The organism is Amycolatopsis solani (assembly GCF_033441515.1).
Taxonomy (GTDB): domain Bacteria; phylum Actinomycetota; class Actinomycetes; order Mycobacteriales; family Pseudonocardiaceae; genus Amycolatopsis; species Amycolatopsis solani.
On sequence record NZ_JAWQJT010000001.1, the window covers coordinates 3,699,868 to 3,719,186 of the forward strand.

At 72.4% G+C, this 19,319-nt stretch carries 20 protein-coding genes; 13 read left to right on the plus strand and 7 right to left on the minus strand.

Annotated elements, in window-relative coordinates; all coding sequences use genetic code 11:
• The first annotated feature begins 10 nt into the window (after positions 1–10).
• The 5 genes from SD460_RS17645 to SD460_RS17665 all read left to right on the plus strand — a co-directional run bounded on the left by SD460_RS17645 (position 11) and on the right by SD460_RS17665 (position 4,880).
• Positions 11–826, plus strand: coding sequence for a PaaX family transcriptional regulator (locus tag SD460_RS17645; protein ID WP_290057544.1), 816 nt, complete (start codon positions 11–13; stop codon positions 824–826).
• Entirely contained in the window at positions 823–1,617 is a 795-nt protein-coding gene (locus SD460_RS17650) for a tryptophan 2,3-dioxygenase (protein ID WP_290057545.1), read from the plus strand. The genes SD460_RS17645 and SD460_RS17650 overlap by 4 nt, the downstream gene beginning before the upstream one ends.
• Positions 1,614–2,807, plus strand: a complete 1,194-nt coding sequence (locus SD460_RS17655) for a kynureninase/PvdN C-terminal domain-containing protein (RefSeq protein ID WP_290057546.1) — start codon at positions 1,614–1,616, stop codon at positions 2,805–2,807. The genes SD460_RS17650 and SD460_RS17655 overlap by 4 nt, the downstream gene beginning before the upstream one ends.
• A 193-nt stretch (positions 2,808–3,000) precedes the next feature.
• Positions 3,001–4,074 (plus strand): Glu/Leu/Phe/Val dehydrogenase dimerization domain-containing protein, encoded by a 1,074-nt coding sequence (locus tag SD460_RS17660; protein ID WP_290057547.1) that lies wholly within the window; start codon positions 3,001–3,003, stop codon positions 4,072–4,074.
• Positions 4,071–4,880 carry a serine hydrolase gene (locus SD460_RS17665; RefSeq protein WP_290057548.1) on the plus strand — a complete coding sequence of 270 codons (810 nt, stop codon included), beginning with the start codon at positions 4,071–4,073 and terminating at the stop codon, positions 4,878–4,880. The genes SD460_RS17660 and SD460_RS17665 overlap by 4 nt, the downstream gene beginning before the upstream one ends.
• Positions 4,881–4,925: 45 nt before the next feature.
• On the opposite strand, the gene SD460_RS17670 is transcribed toward SD460_RS17665, so the two are convergent.
• Entirely contained in the window at positions 4,926–5,873 is a 948-nt protein-coding gene (locus tag SD460_RS17670; protein WP_290057549.1) for a LysR family transcriptional regulator, read from the minus strand.
• A 90-nt stretch (positions 5,874–5,963) separates the two neighbouring features.
• Between SD460_RS17670 and SD460_RS17675 the strand changes: the two genes are divergently transcribed.
• Positions 5,964–6,887 (plus strand): MBL fold metallo-hydrolase, encoded by a 924-nt coding sequence (locus SD460_RS17675; protein WP_290057550.1) that lies wholly within the window; start codon positions 5,964–5,966, stop codon positions 6,885–6,887.
• A gap of 51 nt (positions 6,888–6,938) precedes the next feature.
• Here SD460_RS17675 and SD460_RS17680 read toward each other — a convergent pair whose 3' ends face one another.
• Positions 6,939–7,124 carry a DUF5302 domain-containing protein gene (locus SD460_RS17680; RefSeq protein ID WP_086858770.1) on the minus strand — a complete coding sequence of 62 codons (186 nt, stop codon included), beginning with the start codon at positions 7,122–7,124 and terminating at the stop codon, positions 6,939–6,941.
• Positions 7,125–7,195: 71 nt separating this feature from the next.
• Positions 7,196–8,152 (minus strand): winged helix-turn-helix transcriptional regulator, encoded by a 957-nt coding sequence (locus SD460_RS17685; protein ID WP_290057551.1) that lies wholly within the window; start codon positions 8,150–8,152, stop codon positions 7,196–7,198.
• 139 nt (positions 8,153–8,291) lie between these two features.
• On the opposite strand from SD460_RS17685, the gene SD460_RS17690 reads away from it, so the two are divergent.
• The 5 genes from SD460_RS17690 to SD460_RS17710 all read left to right on the plus strand — a co-directional run bounded on the left by SD460_RS17690 (position 8,292) and on the right by SD460_RS17710 (position 14,148).
• Positions 8,292–9,767 (plus strand): carotenoid oxygenase family protein, encoded by a 1,476-nt coding sequence (locus SD460_RS17690; protein ID WP_318306388.1) that lies wholly within the window; start codon positions 8,292–8,294, stop codon positions 9,765–9,767.
• A 74-nt stretch (positions 9,768–9,841) separates the two neighbouring features.
• On the plus strand, positions 9,842–11,455 hold the full coding sequence (locus SD460_RS17695; protein ID WP_438860831.1) for a class I adenylate-forming enzyme family protein: 1,614 nt from the start codon (positions 9,842–9,844) through the stop codon (positions 11,453–11,455).
• A gap of 4 nt (positions 11,456–11,459) precedes the next feature.
• Positions 11,460–12,647, plus strand: coding sequence for an acetyl-CoA acetyltransferase (locus SD460_RS17700; RefSeq protein ID WP_318306390.1), 1,188 nt, complete (start codon positions 11,460–11,462; stop codon positions 12,645–12,647).
• The gene (locus tag SD460_RS17705) at positions 12,644–13,627 is read left to right on the plus strand and encodes an LLM class F420-dependent oxidoreductase (protein WP_290062487.1); all 984 of its coding nucleotides are present in this window, start codon (positions 12,644–12,646) and stop codon (positions 13,625–13,627) included. Before SD460_RS17700 ends, SD460_RS17705 begins: the two co-directional genes overlap by 4 nt.
• A gap of 2 nt (positions 13,628–13,629) precedes the next feature.
• Positions 13,630–14,148, plus strand: coding sequence for a pyridoxamine 5'-phosphate oxidase family protein (locus tag SD460_RS17710; RefSeq protein ID WP_290062486.1), 519 nt, complete (start codon positions 13,630–13,632; stop codon positions 14,146–14,148).
• Here the strand turns inward: SD460_RS17710 and SD460_RS17715 are convergent, their stop codons facing one another.
• On the minus strand, positions 14,149–15,384 hold the full coding sequence (locus SD460_RS17715) for a PucR family transcriptional regulator (RefSeq protein ID WP_290062485.1): 1,236 nt from the start codon (positions 15,382–15,384) through the stop codon (positions 14,149–14,151).
• Positions 15,385–15,495: 111 nt separating this feature from the next.
• Here SD460_RS17715 and SD460_RS17720 point away from each other — a divergent pair, with 111 nt between their 5' ends.
• Positions 15,496–16,338, plus strand: a complete 843-nt coding sequence (locus tag SD460_RS17720) for an SGNH/GDSL hydrolase family protein (protein ID WP_290062492.1) — start codon at positions 15,496–15,498, stop codon at positions 16,336–16,338.
• Here SD460_RS17720 and SD460_RS17725 read toward each other — a convergent pair.
• Both SD460_RS17725 and SD460_RS17730 read right to left on the minus strand, forming a co-directional pair.
• Complete coding sequence (locus tag SD460_RS17725) at positions 16,335–16,718, minus strand: hypothetical protein (RefSeq protein ID WP_318306391.1); 384 nt, start codon at positions 16,716–16,718, stop codon at positions 16,335–16,337. The genes SD460_RS17720 and SD460_RS17725 overlap by 4 nt on opposite strands.
• An 81-nt stretch (positions 16,719–16,799) precedes the next feature.
• Positions 16,800–17,666 (minus strand): alpha/beta fold hydrolase, encoded by an 867-nt coding sequence (locus SD460_RS17730; protein ID WP_290059835.1) that lies wholly within the window; start codon positions 17,664–17,666, stop codon positions 16,800–16,802.
• A 67-nt stretch (positions 17,667–17,733) separates the two neighbouring features.
• Here SD460_RS17730 and SD460_RS17735 point away from each other — a divergent pair, with 67 nt between their 5' ends.
• Complete coding sequence (locus SD460_RS17735) at positions 17,734–18,459, plus strand: TetR/AcrR family transcriptional regulator (RefSeq protein ID WP_290059833.1); 726 nt, start codon at positions 17,734–17,736, stop codon at positions 18,457–18,459.
• A gap of 115 nt (positions 18,460–18,574) precedes the next feature.
• Here SD460_RS17735 and SD460_RS17740 read toward each other — a convergent pair whose 3' ends face one another.
• Entirely contained in the window at positions 18,575–19,240 is a 666-nt protein-coding gene (locus SD460_RS17740; RefSeq protein WP_290059831.1) for a TetR/AcrR family transcriptional regulator, read from the minus strand.
• Between the last annotated feature and the right edge of the window lie 79 nt (positions 19,241–19,319).

Below are 19,319 nucleotides of genomic sequence, written 5' to 3' on the forward strand. Positions count from 1 at the left end.
AGTTGCGCCCATGCCCGCCGACGCCTTCGAAACCGGTCCTCAGGACCTGGTCGTGACGTTGCTGGGCAGCTACGTGCGGCCACGCGAGAGCCGCCGGGTGTGGTCGGGCGGCCTGGTCGCGGTGCTCGCGGAGCTGGGCTTCTCCGACGGCGCGGCCCGCATCGCGCTGACCCGGCTGGTGCGCCGCGGCCTGCTCCAGCGCCACCGCGAAGGCCGGACCGTGCACTACTCGCTGACCCGGCGCACCATCGCCCTGCTCGCCGACGGTGACCAGCGGATCTTCTCCCTCGGCCGCCGCGAGCGCGCCGCCGGCGAGTGGACCGTGCTGTGGCAGAGCATCCCGGAGAGCCGCCGCCAAGCCAGGGAACGCCTGGTCCGGCGGCTGCGGTTCCTCGGCTTCGGGCCCTACCAGGACGGCACCTGGATAGCCCCGCACGACCGCGAGGCCGAGGTGCTGGCGCTGCTCGGCGAACTCGACGTCACCGAGCACGCCGGGCTGCTGCTGGGCCGGCCGTCGGCCGCGCTGGACGTCCGCCGGTTCGCCGGCCGGGCCTGGGACCTCGACGACCTGGCCGCGCGGTACGCCGGGTTCGTCGACCAGTTCGCCGGGTACGCGCGGAAGGAGGTCCCGGACGCCGAGGCCTTCGACGTGCGGACCCGGCTGGTGCACACCTTCCGCGCGTTCCCGTCCCTGGACCCGGAACTGCCCGCCGACCTGGTGTCCGCACCGGATCGCCGGGCGGCCGCGGTCGAGTTGTTCCACGATCTGTACACCGCGCTCGCGAGACCCGCGCAGCGCCACTTCGACGAGGTGACCAAGGGATGACCGAAACCAGCTCCGCGACTCAGGAAGCCCTGAGCTACACCTCGTACCTCGCGCTGGACGAAGTGCTGAACGCCCAGCGCCTGCGGTCGGACGAGCACGACGAACTGCTGTTCATCGTGATCCACCAGGTGTACGAGCTGTGGTTCAAGCAGATCCTGCACGAGGCGGAATTCCTGCAGCAGAACCTGGAAGCGGGCAACACCGCCCACTCGATGCGCACGCTGCGCCGGATCCTCACGATCCTCAAGGTCGCCGTCGCGCAGATCGACGTGCTGGAAACGATGACGCCCAGCCAGTTCACGAGCTTCCGCGCCCGGTTGGACGCCTCCAGCGGCTTCCAGTCGGCGCAGTTCCGCGAGCTGGAAGCCGTACTCGGGCGGCGCGACGAGCGCGTGTTCGCGCACTACCCCGAAGGCGGCGAGCAGCGGAAACGCATTGCCGACGCGATGGCCCGGCCGTCGTTGTTCGACTCTTTTCTGGCGTACCTCAAGGCTTCTGGCTATTCCGTCGAGTGTGATCGAGACGTCACTCGACCGGTGGAGCCGTCTCCGGCCCTGCAGGCGATATTGCTGGACGTGTACAGCGACGACGGCGGACCGTCGGTCGTCGCGGAATGTCTGGTGGATCTCGACGAAGGGATGCAGGAGTGGCGCTACCGGCACGTGAAGATGGTCGAACGCACCATCGGCGACAAGACCGGAACGGGGGGCTCATCCGGCGCGACCTACCTGCGTACCACGCTTTTCCAGCCGATGTTCCCCGATCTCTGGGCAGTACGGAGCCGACTGTGACCACCCTCGACGACGTCCGCGCGGACCACAACACGCTGGCCGCGCACTACTCCCGGTTCGCGGTGGCCGATCGCCTGCTGCTGTCCGGGCATTCGCACCAGGCGTGGCCCGACGTCGCGGAGGAGGGTTTGCTGGAGTCCTTCGCGGACGCCGCCCGCGACGTCGACGCGAAGTGGGAGCGCGCCTTCGCGAAGGCCGACGAGCTGCGCGCCGGGTTCCGGCAGCTGCTCGGCGACCCGCACGGCGAGTACGCGCTCGGCGCGAGCACCCACGACCTCGTGCTGCGGTTCCTGTCCGCGATGGAGCTGCCGCGAAGACCACGGCTGGTCACCACCGACGGTGAGTTCCACACGCTGCGCCGCCAGTTCGCCCGGCTCGAGGAGGAGGGCGTCGAGATCGTCCGGGTGCCGCTCGACCCGGTGCCCACGCTGGCCGAGCGCGTCGCCGCCGAGGTCACCGACGACACCGCCGCGGTGCTCGTCTCGGCCGTGCTGTTCGAGACGTCGCGGCTCGTGCCCGGGCTCGCGCACCTCGCCGACGCCTGCCGCAGCCGCTCGATCGAGCTCGTCGTCGACGCCTACCACGCGCTCGGCGTCGTGCCGTTCCCGCTGCACGACCTCGGGCTCACCAACGCCTGGGTGCTCGGCGGCGGCTACAAGTACCTGCAGCTCGGCGAGGGCAACTGCTTCCTGCGGCTGCCCGCGCACGCCCAGGAGCTGCGGCCGGTGATCACCGGCTGGTACGCCGAGTTCGGGGCGCTGGCCGACGAGCGCCACCCCGGCGCGGTCCCGTACGCCATCGGCGGCGACCGCTTCGCCGGCGCCACCTACGACCCGGCCAGCCACTACCGCGGCGCCCGGGTCCAGCGGTTCTTCGCCGAGCAGGGCCTCACGCCCGAGTTCCTCCGCGAGGTTTCGCAGCACCAGGTGGGCCTGCTCGCGTCGGTGTTCGACAAGCTCGCGCTGCCCGCGGACGTCGTCACGCGGGATTACGAGACGCCGCTGGACCGGCTCGGCGGCTTCCTCTCGCTGCGGTGCGCGGACGCGGCCGGCCTGCAGGCCGCGTTGGCCTCCCAAGGCGTCTGGACCGACAGCCGCGGGCCCTACCTGCGCTTCGGCCCGGCTCCGTACCTTTCGGACACCCAGCTGGAGACGGCGATGGCCACCCTCGGCTCGGTGGTCCGCGGCTGACCCCTGAGGTACCCCCTAACCCGGGGGTTACCGGTCCGTATCGCGGGACCTCCACTGGTCCGGCGGACGGCGGGGATCTAGGTTGATCCCGGGGAAATCGCACTCGGGCGGACGACCTCCGCCTCGCGCCCCTGGAAACCTTGGAGCGCGTCCCGGCCACGAACCGGGCGCGGGAGACAAAGGAGTCACCACCGTGACCGAAGGAGTGTTCAGCCGGGGCACCGGGCATGAACAGGTCGTGTACTGCCACGACGAAGCCAGTGGCCTGAAGGCCATCATCGGCATCTACTCCACCGCGCTCGGCCCCGCACTGGGCGGGACGCGCTTCCACCCCTACGCCACCGAAGCGGACGCGCTCGACGACGTGCTCGCGCTGTCCAAGGGCATGGCCTACAAGAACGCGCTGGCCGGCCTCGACCTCGGCGGCGGCAAGGCCGTCATCATCGGCGACCCGAAGACGCTGAAGTCCGAAGCGCTGCTGCGCGCGTTCGGGCGCTTCGTGCAGTCACTGGGCGGCCGCTACATCACGGCGTGCGACGTCGGCACGTACGTGCAGGACATGGACATCGTGGCCCGCGAGTCCCGCTTCGTCACCGGCCGGTCGCCGGAGGACGGCGGCGCGGGCGACTCGTCGGTGCTCACCGCGTTCGGCGTCTACCAGGGCATGCGGGCCTCGGCCGAGCACCTCTGGGGCAGCCCGGAGCTGGCGGGCAAGCGCGTTGGCGTGGCCGGCGTCGGCAAGGTCGGGCACATCCTGGTCGGGCACCTGGTGGCGGCCGGCGCGCAGGTGACGATCACCGACGTGTGGGCACCGGCGATCGAGCGCACCAAGTCGATCTACCCGGACATCCGGGTGGTGTCCGATGTGGACGCCCTGCTGCGCACCGAGCTGGACGTCTTCGCCCCGTGCGCCCTCGGCGGCGCGCTCAACGACGAGACGGTCGCGCTGCTGAGCGCCCAGGTCGTCTGCGGCGCGGCGAACAACCAGCTCGCGCACCCCGGCATCGACAAGCAGCTGGCCGACCGCGGCATCCTGTACGCGCCGGACTACCTGGTCAACGCCGGCGGCGTCATCCAGGTCGACGACGAGCGCCACGGCTTCGACTTCGACCGCGCCAAGCGCAAGACGACCGCCATCTTCGACACGACGAAGGCCGTGTTCAAGCTGGCCGAGACCGAGGGCGTGCCCCCGGCGACGGCGGCGGACCGGCTCGCGGAGCGGCGCATGACGGAGATCGGCAGGCTGCGGTCCATCATGGCCGGGTGAGTCCGACTCCCGAAGAGATCTTCGCGACGGCGGGCGTGCAGGGGTTCCTGCACGCCCGCCGTCTCGATTCCGCCGCCGGTACCGGTGTAGGCGCCGATTCGCCGGTCGTGCTGGCGTCGGTGGTGAAGGTGCCGCTGGCGTTCGAGTTCGCCCGGCAGGTCGCGGCGGGACTGCTCGACCCCACGGACCGGGTGCGCGCGTCCGCCGCGGACCGCCTGGGCGGCACCGGCTCGGCGGGCTTCGCGGACGACGTCTCGTACAGCCTGCGCGACGCGGCCCGGCTGGCTCTTTCGGTGTCGGACAACACCGCGGCGGACCTGCTCTTCGACCGCGTGGGCGTGGCGAACGTGCGCTCACTGCTGGCCGAGCTGGGCCTCACGCGGACGTCGGTCATCGGCGCGCCGCGGGATGTGCTGCGCACGATCATCGAGGACACCGAGGCGGGTCGTCCGCTGCGGGCTTTCGACCCGTCGCGGACTTCGGCGAGCACCCCGCGCGAGATGACCACCCTCCTGGCGGCGATCTGGGCCGATCCGGCGGGCGCGCCGGTGCGCGAGTGGATGTCGGCCCAGGTCAGCTGGCACCGGCTGACGGCGGGGTTCCCGCCGGAGGTCGCGGTGGCGGGCAAGACGGGCACGATGCCGGGGATCCGGAACGAGATCGGGGTGGCGACCTACCCGGACGGGGTCTCGTACGCGATCGCGGTGTTCACAGTGGGCGGGGCGGAGACGCTGCGCCGTCCGGACATCGACCGCGCCATCGGCGACGCAGCGAGGGCGGCAGTCTCGCACCTGCGCGGGTCGTGAGTGTTTAGTCGGGTTAGAACCCGACTAAACACTCACGAGGCTTTTTCACTGGCGGTCGTAGAACACGTCCCAGGGGCGCGCGCCGGCTGGGGCCGGGGGCACGATCCGCGACACCCCGTCGCCGCCGAGGACGCCGGCCGCGAGCTCCGCCAGCTTCGGTGCCTGCGGGTGCGGGCTCGACGGGGGCCACGCGAACGCCATCCGCGAACGCAGCACCTCGCCCTCCAGCGGCCGCCACACCACGCGCGGCTCCTTGCGCGGGCCCGGCTCGAACGCGACGCCGTGACCGGCCAGCACCAGGCCCAACGCGAACTCCGGGTTGCGCGCGTGGTGGATCGCCGCCGGGCGGAAGCCGTGGTCCCAGCACGTGCGCAGGAGGGCGTCGTAGCTGCCCGGGGCCGCCGCGCGGGGAGCGTGGACCAGGCCTTCGCCCGCGAGGTCGGCCAGTGTCAGCGGGGCGCGGCGGGCCAGCGGCGAATCCCGGGGGAGGACCACGCCCAGCGGCGTGTCGATGGCCGGGCCGAGCTCCAGGTCGACCACGTCGACCGGCAGCTGGAGCAGGCCCACGTCGAGCTGCCGGTCGGCGAGCAGCCGGGTCTGTTCGGCGGTCGTCAGCTCCTGCAGGTCCAGCCGGACGGCCGGGTACCGCGCGGCGAACGCCGTCAGGATCGCGGCGAGGACCGGCCCGGGCAGCTCCGGCGGGACGCCCGCGCGCACCGCGTCGAGCTCGCCGCGGTCGGCCTTCACGACCAGCGACGTCATCCGGTCCCAGCGGGAAAGCAGCTCGCGGGCTTCGGCGCGCAGGACTTCGCCGGCCTCGGTGAGCGTGACGCGGCGGCCGCGGTCGAACAGCTTCGCGCCGAGCTCGGCTTCCAGCCGTTTGACGCGCTGGCTCAACGGCGGCTGCGCGATCCCGAGCCGCTCGGCCGCGCGGCCGAAGTGGAGTTCGTCGGCGACGACGAGGAAGTACCGCAGCGAACGGAGGTGGTCCACGCTGCGACGATAGCCGTCCACCTATCGACATGCCGACGGATCGATCTTGGACAGCGGTCCGCCGTCCGTGGTCGGGTGTCCGGTATGGACATGGGATTCACCAGGCGCGGGCTGTTCGGCGCGGGGGCCGCGGCGGCGGCCATCATGGCGGGCGCCGGACCGGCGGCCGCGAGCACCGGCTCATCGCAACTGACGGTTCGCTGGTGGGGGAACAACGGGTGGGAGATCCGGGCCGGGGCGAAGACGATCCTCGTCGACCCGTGGCTGACGCGGTTCAAGACCGGGACGTACACCCCGGCGGGCGCCGACCCGAAGACGCCGCTGTCGGTGAACCGCGCGCTGATCGACGGCTTCCTCGACCGCGGCGAACTGAGGGCGGACCACATCCTCGTCACCCACGGCCACTACGACCACCTCACCGACGTCCCCTACCTGGCCGAACGCACCGGGGCGACGGTCATCGGCACCGAGACCCATTTGAGTCTCATGGCCGCCTTGGGCGCACCGGAGGACCAGCTGGCGGTCGCGAGCGGCGGCGAGGACCTGACGTTCGACGGCTACTCGATCCGCGTCCTGCGCTCACTGCACTCGGCGACCGGCGACCGGGCGCGGGTCCCGTTCCCGGGTTCACGGCCTCTATCCCGCCGCGACCGGCCGCGCGTGATCGAGGACTTGGTCGAGGGCGGCACGCTGGCCTACCAGGTGACCGGCGCCGGCGCGAGCGTGCTGAACTTCGGCGGCTCGAACTACGTCGAGTCCGAGCTGGCGGGCCTGCGCCCGGACGTCGTGTGCCTCCCGGCGGGCGGCGCGAAGGTGACGCAGTACGTCCCGCGCCTGCTGCGCGTCCTGGGCAATCCGCGGTACGTGGCGCCAACGCACTGGGACGACTTCGACCTGCCGCTCGGCCAGGTCAAGGACGCGGGCGGCCTCGAGGCACTGCGGAAAGCCGTCGCGGCGGCGAGCCCGGCGAGCGCGTTCGTGGTCCTCGACCACCTGGGCTCGTTCGTCCCGTAGACACGGCGAAGGCCCCCACCAAGCGAGGTGGGGGCCTTCGAAGAAGAAGACTCAGCCGCTCTTGCGGCGGAACGTCCGCTTGTTCGCCGCCGGGCCGTGGGCGTGCTGGTTCTTGCCGCCGCCGTTCTCGTGGGACGCGCCGGAGCGGGCGTGGGCCTGCTTGCGTTCCAGCGCCTCGCGGAACTTGCGCTTGACGTCGTCCTCCTCGCCGCTGGGCGACGGGGTCGGTTCACTCATGACTACCTCCGAAAACGACGACGTGTGACCGCTCCAGCCTGTCAGCCGCGCACCCGCTTGGCGAGTCGATTTCAGCGTTTCGGGGACGGAACTCCGCCGAACTGCACCGATTTGCGCGTCAGGGGGCGGCCGCAGTGGTCGCACAGCAGGATCGGCTGCAGCCGGTTGCCGCATTCGACGTGGTGCAGTGTGATGTCCGGCTCCTGGCCCGTGACCTCGAAGCCGCGCGACCACTCCGCGATGAACGCCAGCGCCGGGAAGAACGCCAGCCCCTTCGCGGTCAGGCGGTAGTCGCGCGCGTCCGTGCGGGTCTTCGCCGTCCCGGTCCGCAGCACGCCGACCTCGACGAGCTTGCTCAGCCGGCCCGAGAGCACGCTCGGCCCGATCCCCAGCTCGCGCTCGAACTCCGAGAAGTGCCGGCAGCCGAGCAGCGCCGACACCAGCAGGCCGGTCGACCAGCGGTCGCCGAGCAGCTCCATCGTGTCGGGGAAGAACATCATCGGGTCGCCGGCCAGCGACTCGGCGTCCTTGCGGCGGAAGCGCTTGGACGCCGTCGCGGCCGCGACCCCCGTGCTGTCCAGGCGCGAAGCCCGCACGTCACGGGCGTCGACCCGGCGCCCGCAGGCCGCGCACCCGAGCGGCGCTGATGTAGCCAGCTCGCAGTCGAGGTGGATCAGCGTCGGCAGCACCTCGCGGCGGCCTTCGACCCACTCGCGCTCCCAGGCCCAGATCGAAATCAGCAGCGGCCACAGCTCCAGGCCGCGCTCGGTGAGCCGGTACTCGTGCCGCGTGCGGCGCGCGTCGCGGTAGGGGACGCGCGTGAGCATGCCCGCCTCGACCATGTCCCGCAGCCGCCCGGACAGCGCCGTCGGCGAGATGCCCAGGCGCAGCCGCAGCTCTTCGTAGCGCCGGAAGCGCAGGAACAGGCTCTGCAGGATGAGCAGGGTCCACTGGTCGCCGACCAGCTCCAGTGCTCTGCGGAGCGGATCCCCCGCCGGCCGGACGCGGTGTGCGGTCGCCTCGGTCACCGAACTTCCCCCTTGCTAAGTAGCGGCCTCAGCGTACACCTGACTACACCAAAAGAAGCCTATTGACACCTGACTACACAAATCATAGTCTCGTCCCCATCAGCCAGCGCGGTGAGCCCGAGAGCCAGGGAGCAGCCCGATGACCAGCACCTCCGAACAGCCGCTGATGGTGGCCCGTGCGGCGGACGCGGCCGAGGAGCCCAACCCTTACCTGCTCGGCGTCTACGCCCCGGTCAGCGAAGAGATCGACGCCGAAGACCTGCAGGTCATCGGTGAGATCCCGAAGGACCTCAACGGCGTCTACCTGCGCAACGGCCCCAACCCGCGGTTCGCCCCGGAAGGCCGCTACCACTGGTTCGACGGCGACGGCATGATCCACGCCGTCCACCTGGAGAACGGCAAGGCGCGCTACCGCAACCGCTGGGTCCGCACGAAGGCCTTCGAGGCCGAGTCCGCGGCCGGCAAGGGCCTCTGGACCGGCGTCATGGAGAACCCGGCGAACAACCCGTTCGGCAACGCGCACGGCCTCGGCCTCAAGGACAACGCCAACACCGACGTCGTCTTCCACCGCGGCCGGATCCTCGCCACCTGGTACCTGTGCGGCTCGCCGTACGGCGTCGACCCGCTCTCGCTGGAGACGCTGGGTGCCGACGACTTCCTCGGCACGCTGGTCGGCGACATGATGGCCCACCCCAAGGTGGACGAGGCCACCGGCGAGCTGTTCTGGTTCGACTACGGCCCGCGCCCGCCGTACCTGCGCTACGGCGTGATCAGCGCGGACGGCAAGGTCGTGAACACCACCGAGATCGAGCTGCCCGGCCCGCGCCTGCCGCACGACATGGCCATCACCGAGCGCTACGCCGTGCTGATGGACCTGCCGCTGGTCCAGGACCTGCAAGCGGCGAAGCAGGGGCGGCACAAGCTGCACTTCGACCGCTCGATGCCGAGCCGCTTCGGCGTCATGCCACGCTACGGGAACGGTAGCCAGATCCGCTGGTTCGAAGCGAGCCCGTGCTACATCTACCACGTCGTCAACGCCTGGGAGCAGGGCGACGAGGTCGTCCTCGACGTCTGCCGGGTGCGCAAGCCCGCGCCGCGCGCCGACGCGCACACCCCGCTCGCGAAGATGCTTTCCTACCTGCGGCTCGACGCCCAGCTGCACCGCTACCGCTTCGACCTGCGGACCGGCGCGTGCCACGAAGAGCCGCTCGACGACGCCAACACCGAGTTCCCGACCGTCGACGCCCGCGGCGTCGGACGGCGGAACCGGTACTCCTACGCGGTGCACATCTCGCCCGAGTCGACGCTGAAGTTCGACGGGCTGGTGCGCTACGACAATCTTGCCGGCGCAAAGACCGAATACCGGTTCGGTCCCGGCCGGTGGGGCAGTGAGGCTCCGTTCGCACCCCGCGAAGGAGCGGCCGCCGATTCGGCGGACGGTCATCTGGTGACGTTCGTGCAGGACGAGCGCGAGGGACGCTCGGAACTGGACATCTTCGACGCCGCCGATCTCGCTGCCGGACCCGTGGCCAGGGTCCTGTTGCCCCAGCGGGTTCCGCTCGGTTTTCACGCGACCTGGGTCCGGGCGGACCAGCTGGAAAACCTCCGTTCATGAGATGCCATCGAGAGGGTCGCGCCCGGGACTTCCGGACGCGGGGATGGTGGAGTGCGGAGACGATCGACCGGCTCGTGAAGGAGCGGGTCAGTGCCGACCCGGAGGGTCTCGCGCTGGTCGATCCACCGAACACCACCGCACTGGTCGGACGCGACCCGGTGCGGTGGACCTGGAACCGGCTCGACGAACGCGTCGACGTCCTGGCCGCGTTCCTGCTCGCCAGAGGGGTGCGAGCAGGTGACGTCGTGGCCGTGCAGCTGCCGAACTGCTCGGCCCTGGTCCAGGCGTTCCTCGCGATCGTGCGGATCGGTGCGGTGGTCACCCCGTTCCCGGTGTCCTACCGGGAGCACGAGACGGGTCCGATGTGCCGGCGCACCGGAGCTGTCGCCGTGGTGACCGCTTCCAGATACGGCGAGCACGAGCTCGCCGGGGCGGCCCTTGGGCTCATCGGCGCTGCGGCGCCGTCGGTCCGGTTCGTCGTCGCCCGGGGGGACGACGAACCGGCCGGCGCCCTGGCCTGGCCCGAAGAACCACTGTCCGATCGCTCCACGTTGGACGCATATCTGTCCACGCTCGACACCGACGTCAACGACTGCGTGACGATCTGCTGGACGTCCGGCACCGAAGCCGAGCCGAAAGCGGTCCCGCGCTGCCACGGCGACTGGCTCGCGACGGCGGGCGGCTGCGTCCAGGCCGCGGGGATCACCCGCGACGACGTCCTGCTCTCGCCGTTCCCGATGACGAACATGGCGGGCATCGGCGGGATGTTCCTGCCCTGGCTGCTGACCGGCGCCGTGTTCGTCCCGCACCACCCGTTCGACCTCCCGGTGTTCCTGGGGCAGCTGGCCGCCGAACGCGTGACGTACACGCTCGCGCCACCGGCGTTGCTCACCATGTTGCTGCACAACGAGAAGATCCTGTCCGGAGTGGACATCTCGGCGCTGCGCAAGATCGGCTCCGGCTCGGCGCCGCTGTCGCCGTGGCTCGTGCGCACCTGGGCCGAGCGGTACGGCATCGACATCATCAACTTCTTCGGCTCCAACGAAGGCACCGCGCTGCTGTCCGGCCCGGTCGACATCCCGGACCCGGACCAGCGAGCGAGCTACTTCCCGAACTACGCCGCCGGCGTCAGCTGGTCGACGCCCGTCGCCGGCTGGACGTCGGTGCGGCTGCACGACCCGGTCACCGGCGAGCAGGTGACCGAGCCCGGGCGGCCCGGTGAGCTGCACATCGCCGGGCCGACGGTGTTCGCCGGCTATCTGACGTCAGTGGGCGAACCGCTGGACACGTCGTCCTTCGACGACGACGGGCACTTCCGCACCGGTGACGTCTTCGAGATCGCCGGTGCGCGCGGCGAGTTCCTGAAGTACGTCGACCGGACGAAGGACCTGGTCATCCGCGGCGGGATGAACATCTCGCCCGCCGAGGTCGAGGGCCTGCTGGCCGGGCACCCGGACGTCGCCGACGTCGGTGTGATCGGCGTGCCGGACGACGCCATGGGGGAGCGGGTGTGCGCGGTCGTCGTGCCGGGCGCGCGGAAGCCGTCGCTCGAGGAGCTGGTCGCGTACCTGCGAGAGCGGAAGGTGGCCGCGTTCAAGCTGCCGGAACGGCTCGAGTACGCCGACGCCTTGCCCCGCAACCCGGTGGGGAAGATCCTGAAGCGGAAGCTGCGGGAAAGTCTGGAGTGAGGCCATGACGGTGTTCGTGCTGGGCGGGGCGCAGACCGATTTCGCGCGCAACTTCGCGAAGGAGGGGCGCGGGATCCTCGAGCTGTTGGCCGAGGTCGTGCCCGCCGCCCTCGCCGACGCCGGGGTCGTGCCCGAAGACGTCGAGGTCGCGCACGTCGGGAACCTCGCCGCCGAGCTGTTCACCGGGCAGGCCCAGCTCGGCGGGCTGCTGGTGGCCGCCGTCCCGGAGCTGGACGGCGTCCCGTCGACCCGGCACGAAGCCGCGTGCGCGTCCGGCAGCACCGCGGTGCTCGCCGCGTGCGCCGACATCGAGGCGGGTCGCTACGACCTCGCGCTGGTCGTCGGCGTCGAGCTGATGCGCAACGTCGACGGGCAGCGCGCGGCCGAGCACCTCGGGTCCGCCGCGTGGGCCGGGCACGAGGCCGTCGGCGCGAAGTTCCCGTGGCCCGCGCTCTTCGCCGACGTCGCTTCCGCGTACGACGAGCGGTACGGGCTCGATCCCGAGCACCTCGGGCAGTTCGCGGCGCACGCTTTCGACCGTGCGACAAGGAATCCGCTCGCCCAGGCCCGCGACTGGCGGTTCCCCGGCGGTGCCTTCGGGCCCGACGACGAGCTGAACCCGGTCATCGAAGGCCGGCTGCGCAAGCAGGACTGCGGCCGGATCACCGACGGCGCCGCGGCGGTCGTGCTGGCCTCACCCGCGTTCGCCGAGCGGCTCGGCGGCGGGTTCCCGCGGATCGCGGGGTTCGGGCACCGCACGTCCCACATCGGCCTGGCCGAAAAGCTTTCCGCGGGTACCGAGTACCTGTTCCCGCACCTGCGCGGCGCGGTCGTCGACGCCTACGAGCGCGCGGGCGTGGCCGGGCCGGACGCGCTCGACGTCGTCGAGCTGCACGACTGCTTCACCATCACCGGGCTGGTCGCGCTGGAGCACCTGGGTGCGGCCCCGCCCGGGGACGGCGGCCGGTTCATCGCCGAGGGCGGCCTCGACGCGGCCGGGATCAACCCCGGCGGCGGCCTCATCGGCCTCGGCCACCCGGTCGGCGCCACCGGCGTCCGGATGCTGCACGACGTTTCCCGGCAGGTGACCGGGAAAGCGGGCGAGACACAGGTCGAGGGCGCACGGACGGCGTTGACGCTCAACGTCGGCGGCTCGTTCACCACCGTGGTCACGATGGTGGTCACCGCGTGAGGCTTTCCGTGTCGCTGGGGCTCTGGCAGGACCGCCCGCCGGAAGAGGCGCTGGAAACCGCGCGCGCCGCCGAGGCCGCCGGGTACCCGGAGCTGTGGATCGGCGAGATGGCGACGTGGGACGCGTTCGCGCTGGGGACGGCGATCGGTGCGGCGACTTCTTCGCTCTCGCTGACGTTCGGGCCGCTCGCGGTGACCGTGCGGGACCCGGCGACGATCGCGATGGGGGTCGCGTCGGTGGCGGCGCTGACCGGCCGGCCGACGGGGGTCGCGCTCGGCACGTCCAGTGACGTCGTGGTGCGCGGCTGGCACGGGCGATCCCGGGCGCGCGCGGCGACCGCGCTCGAAGAGTCCGCGATCGCCGTGCGGCAGCTGGTTTCCGGCGAAAAGTCCACTGTGGACGGCTCGGTGGTGGGGTCGCGGGGGTACCGGTTGCGCCTCGCCGCGCCGAAATCGCCGCTGACGATCGCCGCGTTCGGCCCGCGGGCGCTCGACGTCGCCGCGCGGCACGCCGACCGGATGGTGGTCAACCTGGTCAGCCCGGCCGCGGCCGGAGCTCTGGTGCGCGGTCTTCGTGAGGCGGCTTCGCGGGCCGGGGTGGCGCCGCCGCCGGTGGCCGCGTGGGTGGTCGGCGCGGTGGACCCGGACGCGGCGTCGCTCGAACAGCTGCGTCGCGGCGTGGTCGGGTACCTGGCGGCGCCCGGGTACGGCGAGATGTTCCGCGCGGCGGGCTTCGGTGACCTCGTCGACTTCGCGCGCACCCGGCCGCACCCGCGTGAGCTGCTCGCCGCGGTGCCCGTCGAGGCCATCGCCGTCGTCGGGTTGCTGGGTTCGCCGGGGGAGATCGCCGCGAAGGCCGCCGAGTACGCGGCGGCCGGGATCGACGAGCTGGCGATCGTGCCCGCGACCTCGGACGACGACCCCGGTGGCGCGAAAACCCTCGCCGCGTGTCGATCCGCCGTCGTCCCGTTCGACGCGTAGGCATGAGCGAACCGACGAAGACCAAGAACCTCGACCGGAACGGCTCCCCGGCGCTGCCGTGGAGCAGGGCGCGCGACCTCCTCGCCACCCAGACCCCCAAGGAGGACCTGACGTTCTTCGTCGGGACCGTCCGCCCCGACGGCCGCCCGCACGCCGCCGGCGTCGGCGCGATCTGGGTCGACGACGCCCTGTACTTCGTGAGCGGGCCCGGCACGCGCCGGGCCCGCAACCTCGCGGCGAACCCGGCGTGCAGCGTCTCGGTGCGGCTGAAGGGTCTCGACCTCACGATGGAGGGCGAGGCCGAGCCCGTCGCCGACCCCGCCACCCTCGAGCCCGTGGCGGCCGTCTACCGCGAAGGCGGCTGGCCCGCGACGGTGTACGAAGGCGGCTTCGACGCGTCGTTCATGGCGCCGAGCGCCGGACCCGCGCCGTGGTTCCTGTACCGGCTCACGCTGCACCGGGCGATCGGCGTCGCCGGCGCCGAGCCCTACGGCGCCTCCCGCTGGGACTTCGCCCCCTGATCATCGGGTCGACGACGCCCGGCGGGCGGCGAGGGCCGCGATGATGCGCGGCAGGCCGGCCGGGTGGAGGGGGTCGATGCCCGTCAGGTCGCGGACCTTCCGCAGGCGGTAGTCGACGGTGTTCGGGTGGACGTGCAGGCGGGTGGCCGTGCGACGGCGGTTCGTGTCCAGCTCGAGGTACGCCGAGAGCGTCTCCAGCAGCTCCGGGTGCGCGTCCAGCGGGGCGAGCACCGCGGCCAGGCGGTCCCGCGCGGCGCCCGGGCGGGTCAGCTGGTACTCCACCAGGACGTCGTCGAGGCGGTAGAGGCCCGGCTCGCGGCCGAACCAGCGCAGTACGTCCAGCACCTCCGCGGTCTGCCCGGCCACCTCCCGGACCTCCGGCGGTGCCGCCGTTTCGGCCGCCGCGAGCACGTCGACGCCCGCCGCGCGCCCGGCCGCGTCGAGGACCGCGTGCCGGCCCTCGAGCTCCGCCAGCCGCCCGGTGAGCGGGAGCAGGACCAGCCCGCCCGGACCGTCGAGGGACGCCAGCACGCCGTCGCCGCAGGCGTGTTCGAACGCCGCGAGGAACCGGCGCAGCTTGCGGCGGACGGCGATTTCGGCGTCCACCCCCGGCGTGGCCTCGTCGGCGTGCGGCCCGAGCTCGACGCTCAGCACCAGGTACCGCGCCGGCAGCGTGATCCCGGCGCTGCGGGCGACGACGTCGACCGGGCCGCCGTCGGCCAGCACCGACAGCAGCGTGCGCCGCGCGGTGTGCTCCTGCCCGACCTTCGTGCGCAGCTCTTCGAGGTAGCCGCGGGTGACCGCGCCGGTGACGGTGCCGACCCAGGTCAGCACCCGGTCGGCCACTTCGAGGAGGTCGGCGACGTCCGCGCCGCCCGCTTCGGCCGAGCCGACGGCGAAGATCTCCCGCGCGCCGGCGTGGTAGGCGTTCAGCACGGCTTCCAGCGGGAAGCCCTCCTCGGCCCGGCGCACCGCGGACGCGCCGATCTGCCGCAGCTCGGCGTCGTCGAGCTCGCGGTCCTCGCGCAGGCACCGCGCGAACGCCCGCACGGCCTGCCGGGTGATGCCCGCGATGTCGCCGGCCAGCTCCTCCACCGGCAGCCGCCGGTAGTCCGCGACCTCGGCCTGGATGCGCGCCAGCACCCGGGCGATCAGTTCGGGCTCGTCGCGGGTGAGCCGCTCGTGCACCCGCTGCCCGCCGAGGGCCAGATCCGCGCCGGTTTTGTGCTCCGTCACAACCGATCCCCTCGTTCTCTGCCCGGATTCCCAGTCAATGCGGCCACCCGCGGTGCCGATGGTGTCACGGAGACCAGTCATCGGCACAACGTCAAGGAGGACGGCGTGCGAGTGCGGACAACGGCGTTCATCACGATCTTGGTCACCGCGCTGACGCTCACGACGGCGGGCACCGCGGCCGCCGCGAGCGGTGAGTACGTGGCTCTCGGGGACTCGGCGGCGGCCGGCCCGCTCATCCTGCCCCCGGACCTCTCGTCCCCGGGCTGCCTGCGGTCACTCGCGAACTACCCGCACGTCGCCGCTTCACGGCTCGGCGTCCCGCTCAAGGACGTCACGTGCTCCGGGGCGACGACCGCGGACATGTACGCACCGCAGTCGACGGAGACCGGCGCGGTCCCGCCGCAGCTGAGCGCGCTCGGCGCGGCCACGGGGACGGTCACGGTGACCATCGGCGGCAACGACGTCGGCCTGGTCGGCGCCGCGACCAGCTGCATCAACCTGCTCCCCGGCATCACCCCGGACTGCGTCGACCGCTTCACGGCCGGCGGCCACGACCAGCTGGCCGAGAAGATCGCGGCGTTCGAGCCGACGTGGGGCGCGCTGCTGGAGGCGATCCACCAGAAGGCACCGAACGCGGCCGTTTTCGTCGCCGGCTACGGCACGTACCTGCCGCGCAACGGGTGCTGGCCGATCGCGCCACTGACCCCCCGTGACGCGAACTACATCCAAGGCAGCATCGACAAGACGAACGCGGCCCTGGCCCGCCAGGCGGCGGCGCACAACGCGCGGTACGTCGACGTCCGGACGGCGTCGATCGGGCACGACGTGTGCAAGCTGCCGGGCGTGAAGTGGTTCGAGAGCGTGATCCCGACCGCGGTCGCGGCCCCGCTGCACCCCAACGCGACCGGCATGCGCAACATCGGCGCCCTGGTGGCCACGTCGATCGGCGGCTAGCCCGCCCGGGTCAGGTGCGGCCGGTGGGCCGGGACCTCCGCCGGACGGCGCGGGGCCGGCACCCGCACCGGCGCCGGCCGCACCCGGGCCACCGCTCCCACCGCGAGTGCCGCGGCGAGCACGCCCGCCGCCAGCGCCGACGCTCCACCGAACACCAGCTCGCCGGCGCGGCCGAGCACGAATCCCGAATCGAGCGCCCACGCCACCGCCGCGACCCCGATCGCGGCGGGCACCGTGCTCCAGTACGCCGTCAGCAGCACCACCAGACCCAGCGTCACCAGCGCGTACCACGGGAACCGCGTCGCGCCCGCGGCGTCCGCCAGCACCACCGCGACGACCGCGGCCACGCACCCGAACGGGAACCCGAAGCCACCACTCATGCGTCCAGTAAGACCGCCGGCGCTCCGCGAGAACATGAGCCAGGACACATTCCCTACACCCCGGCCCGGGATCTTGACGCGCTATTGACCCGTCACGCGCCCGATCGCTTCGGCGATCTCCGGCCAGACCGCGCGCGGCAGGTTGTGGCCCATGCCCGGGATGACGAGCAGCTCCGCGCCCGGGATCGCCGCCGCCGTCGCCTTGCCGCCGCTGACGTCGATCAGCGGGTCGGCGTCGCCGTGGACGACCAGGGCGGGCAGCCGCACTTCGCGCAGGCCCGCCGTGCGGTCGCCGGAGGCCACGACCGCCGCCGCGTGGCGGAGCGTGCCCACCGGGTGGCGGGCGCGGTCGTAGTGCAATGTGGCCTTGGCCAGCAGGAACGCCTCGTCGTCCGGGTAGCCGGGGGAGCCGAGCCGCCGGTAGCCCTCGACGCTGTCGGCGAGCGCCTGCTCGCGGGTCGACGCCGGCGGGCGCGCCAGCAGCCCGAGCGCCCACGGCTCGGCCTGGCCGACGCTGGGGTCGCCGGTGGTCGACATGATGGACGTGACGGACAGCAGCCGGTCCGGGTGGTCGATGGCCAGCTGCTGCACGACCATCCCGCCCATCGACGCGCCGACGACGTGCGCGCGTCCGATGCCGAGCGCGTCGAACAGTCCGACGGCGTCGTCGGCCAGGTCGGACAGCAGGTACGGCGCCGTCGTCAGGTCGCCCGCGGCGAGCGCGGCCAGGTCCGGCGCGGGCAGGTGGTCGAGCCAGGTCGAGAGCCCGACGTCCCGGTTGTCGTACCGCACGACGAAGAACCCGCGGCCGGCCAGCAGCTCGCAGAAGTCGTCCTCCCAGGTGACCATCTGGGCGCCGAGGCCCATCACCAGTACCAGCGGCGGGGCCGCCGGGTCGCCGAACGTGTCGTACTCGAGCTCGAGCCCGTTGGCCTGTGCGCGTGGCATACCCCGATCCTGCCTCACGCAACCGAAGCTGGCACCGGCACGGGCTGTGCGGTTACCGTTACGCCCCATGCCTCCCTCATCCTCGGGCACTGGCCAGCGCCCCCGGTCACGGGCCGCGGCAGGTCTGCCGGCGCTCACGGCCGACCGCATCATCGCCGCGGCCACGGAACTGACCGCCCAGCGCGGCCTCGACAACTGGACACTGCGGGAGCTCGCCCGCGCCGTCGAGGCCTATCCGGCGGTGATCTACCACCACGTCGGCGACCGCGACGCCGTGGTGAACGCCGTCGTCGACCGGGTCGTCGGCCTGCTGGAGCTGCCGGAGGAACGGCTGCCGTGGGCGGAGTGGTTCACCGAGCTGCTGGCCGGCCTGCGCGCCCTGCTGCGGACCTACCCGGGCTGCGCGCGGCGGCTGGCGCTGTTCGGCCCGTCGGTCCAGGCGGCCACGCGCAGCATCGACGCCGGCATCGGCGTGCTGCTCCAGGCCGGGTTCGGCCGGGAGAGCGTGCTCGCCTACAACCTGCTGCTGATGACCGCGTGCCAGTTCGTCGCGATGGAGGACGACCGCGACGGCGCGCTCGCCCTGCGGATCGACAACACCGAGGAGTACGCGACCTACCGCCAGCGCACCGACCTGCCGGGCATGGCCGAGCTCGGCAACGCGATGCACGACCTGATGGGCGACCCCGACCTGGCCGCGGGCTACTACGCCCAGCTCTACGACTACGCGGTCGGCCGGTGCCTCGACGGCCTCGCCCACCGCCTGGCCGAACTTCGCGAAGCGGACAGCTGAGGGTTGACAGCGACTTGACAGCGCCCCGGCGTACCGTGGAACCGCGTCGGTGGTTCGCCCATCGACCCGAAGCCCCCGGCGCCCTCCTCCCCCTCGTGGCGTCGGGGGCTTCGGTCTATTCGCGACCGCCCTGGCGCGGCGACGGCGGCCCGTCGTGCGACGGCACCCCCTGTATCGCCGGGAAGATTTCGCCGACCAGCGTCACGAGCGACTTCGACAGCAGCAGGTGCACCTGCTCCCGCGTCAGCGACCCGCGCACGAGCCACTCCCGGCCCGCCGCCTTCACCATCCCGCCGAACGCGCGGACGAGCGCGTTCAGTTCGGGCCCGTGGTCGCTTTCGCTGGACAGCCCGACGGCCTCGAGCACGCGGTCGGCGGACTCGCGGTCGGCTTCTTCGAGGATCCGTTCCACCTCGAGGTCGCGCCCGATGCCCTCGGGCGCGATCGCGGCCAGCCACATCCGCTCCTGGCTGGTGACCATGTCGAGGAACCACTCGATGGCGACGTCGGCCCGCAGTTCGAGCGGCCCGTCCGGCAGGATCTCGACGGCCAGCCGCGGCACGGTCAGCGCGCGCCGGATGATTTCCAGGTACAGTTCGCGTTTCGTGCCGAAGTAGTGGTTGATCAGCCCCCGCGCGACACCCGCCGCCGCGGCGATGTCCGAAGTGGACACTTCGGAGTAGGGGCGTTCACCGAACAGCCGCGCGGCGCAGGCGTAGATCTGCTCCTTCCGTTCGTCCGGTTCCAGTCTTCGCCATCTCGGCGCCGGCTCGGTGGTCATGGCCCCATCGTCGCACGGGCGGTTGCGCCGGGCAGCTCGGTCCGCACGATGCCGGACCCGGTGCCACGATCGGGGCACG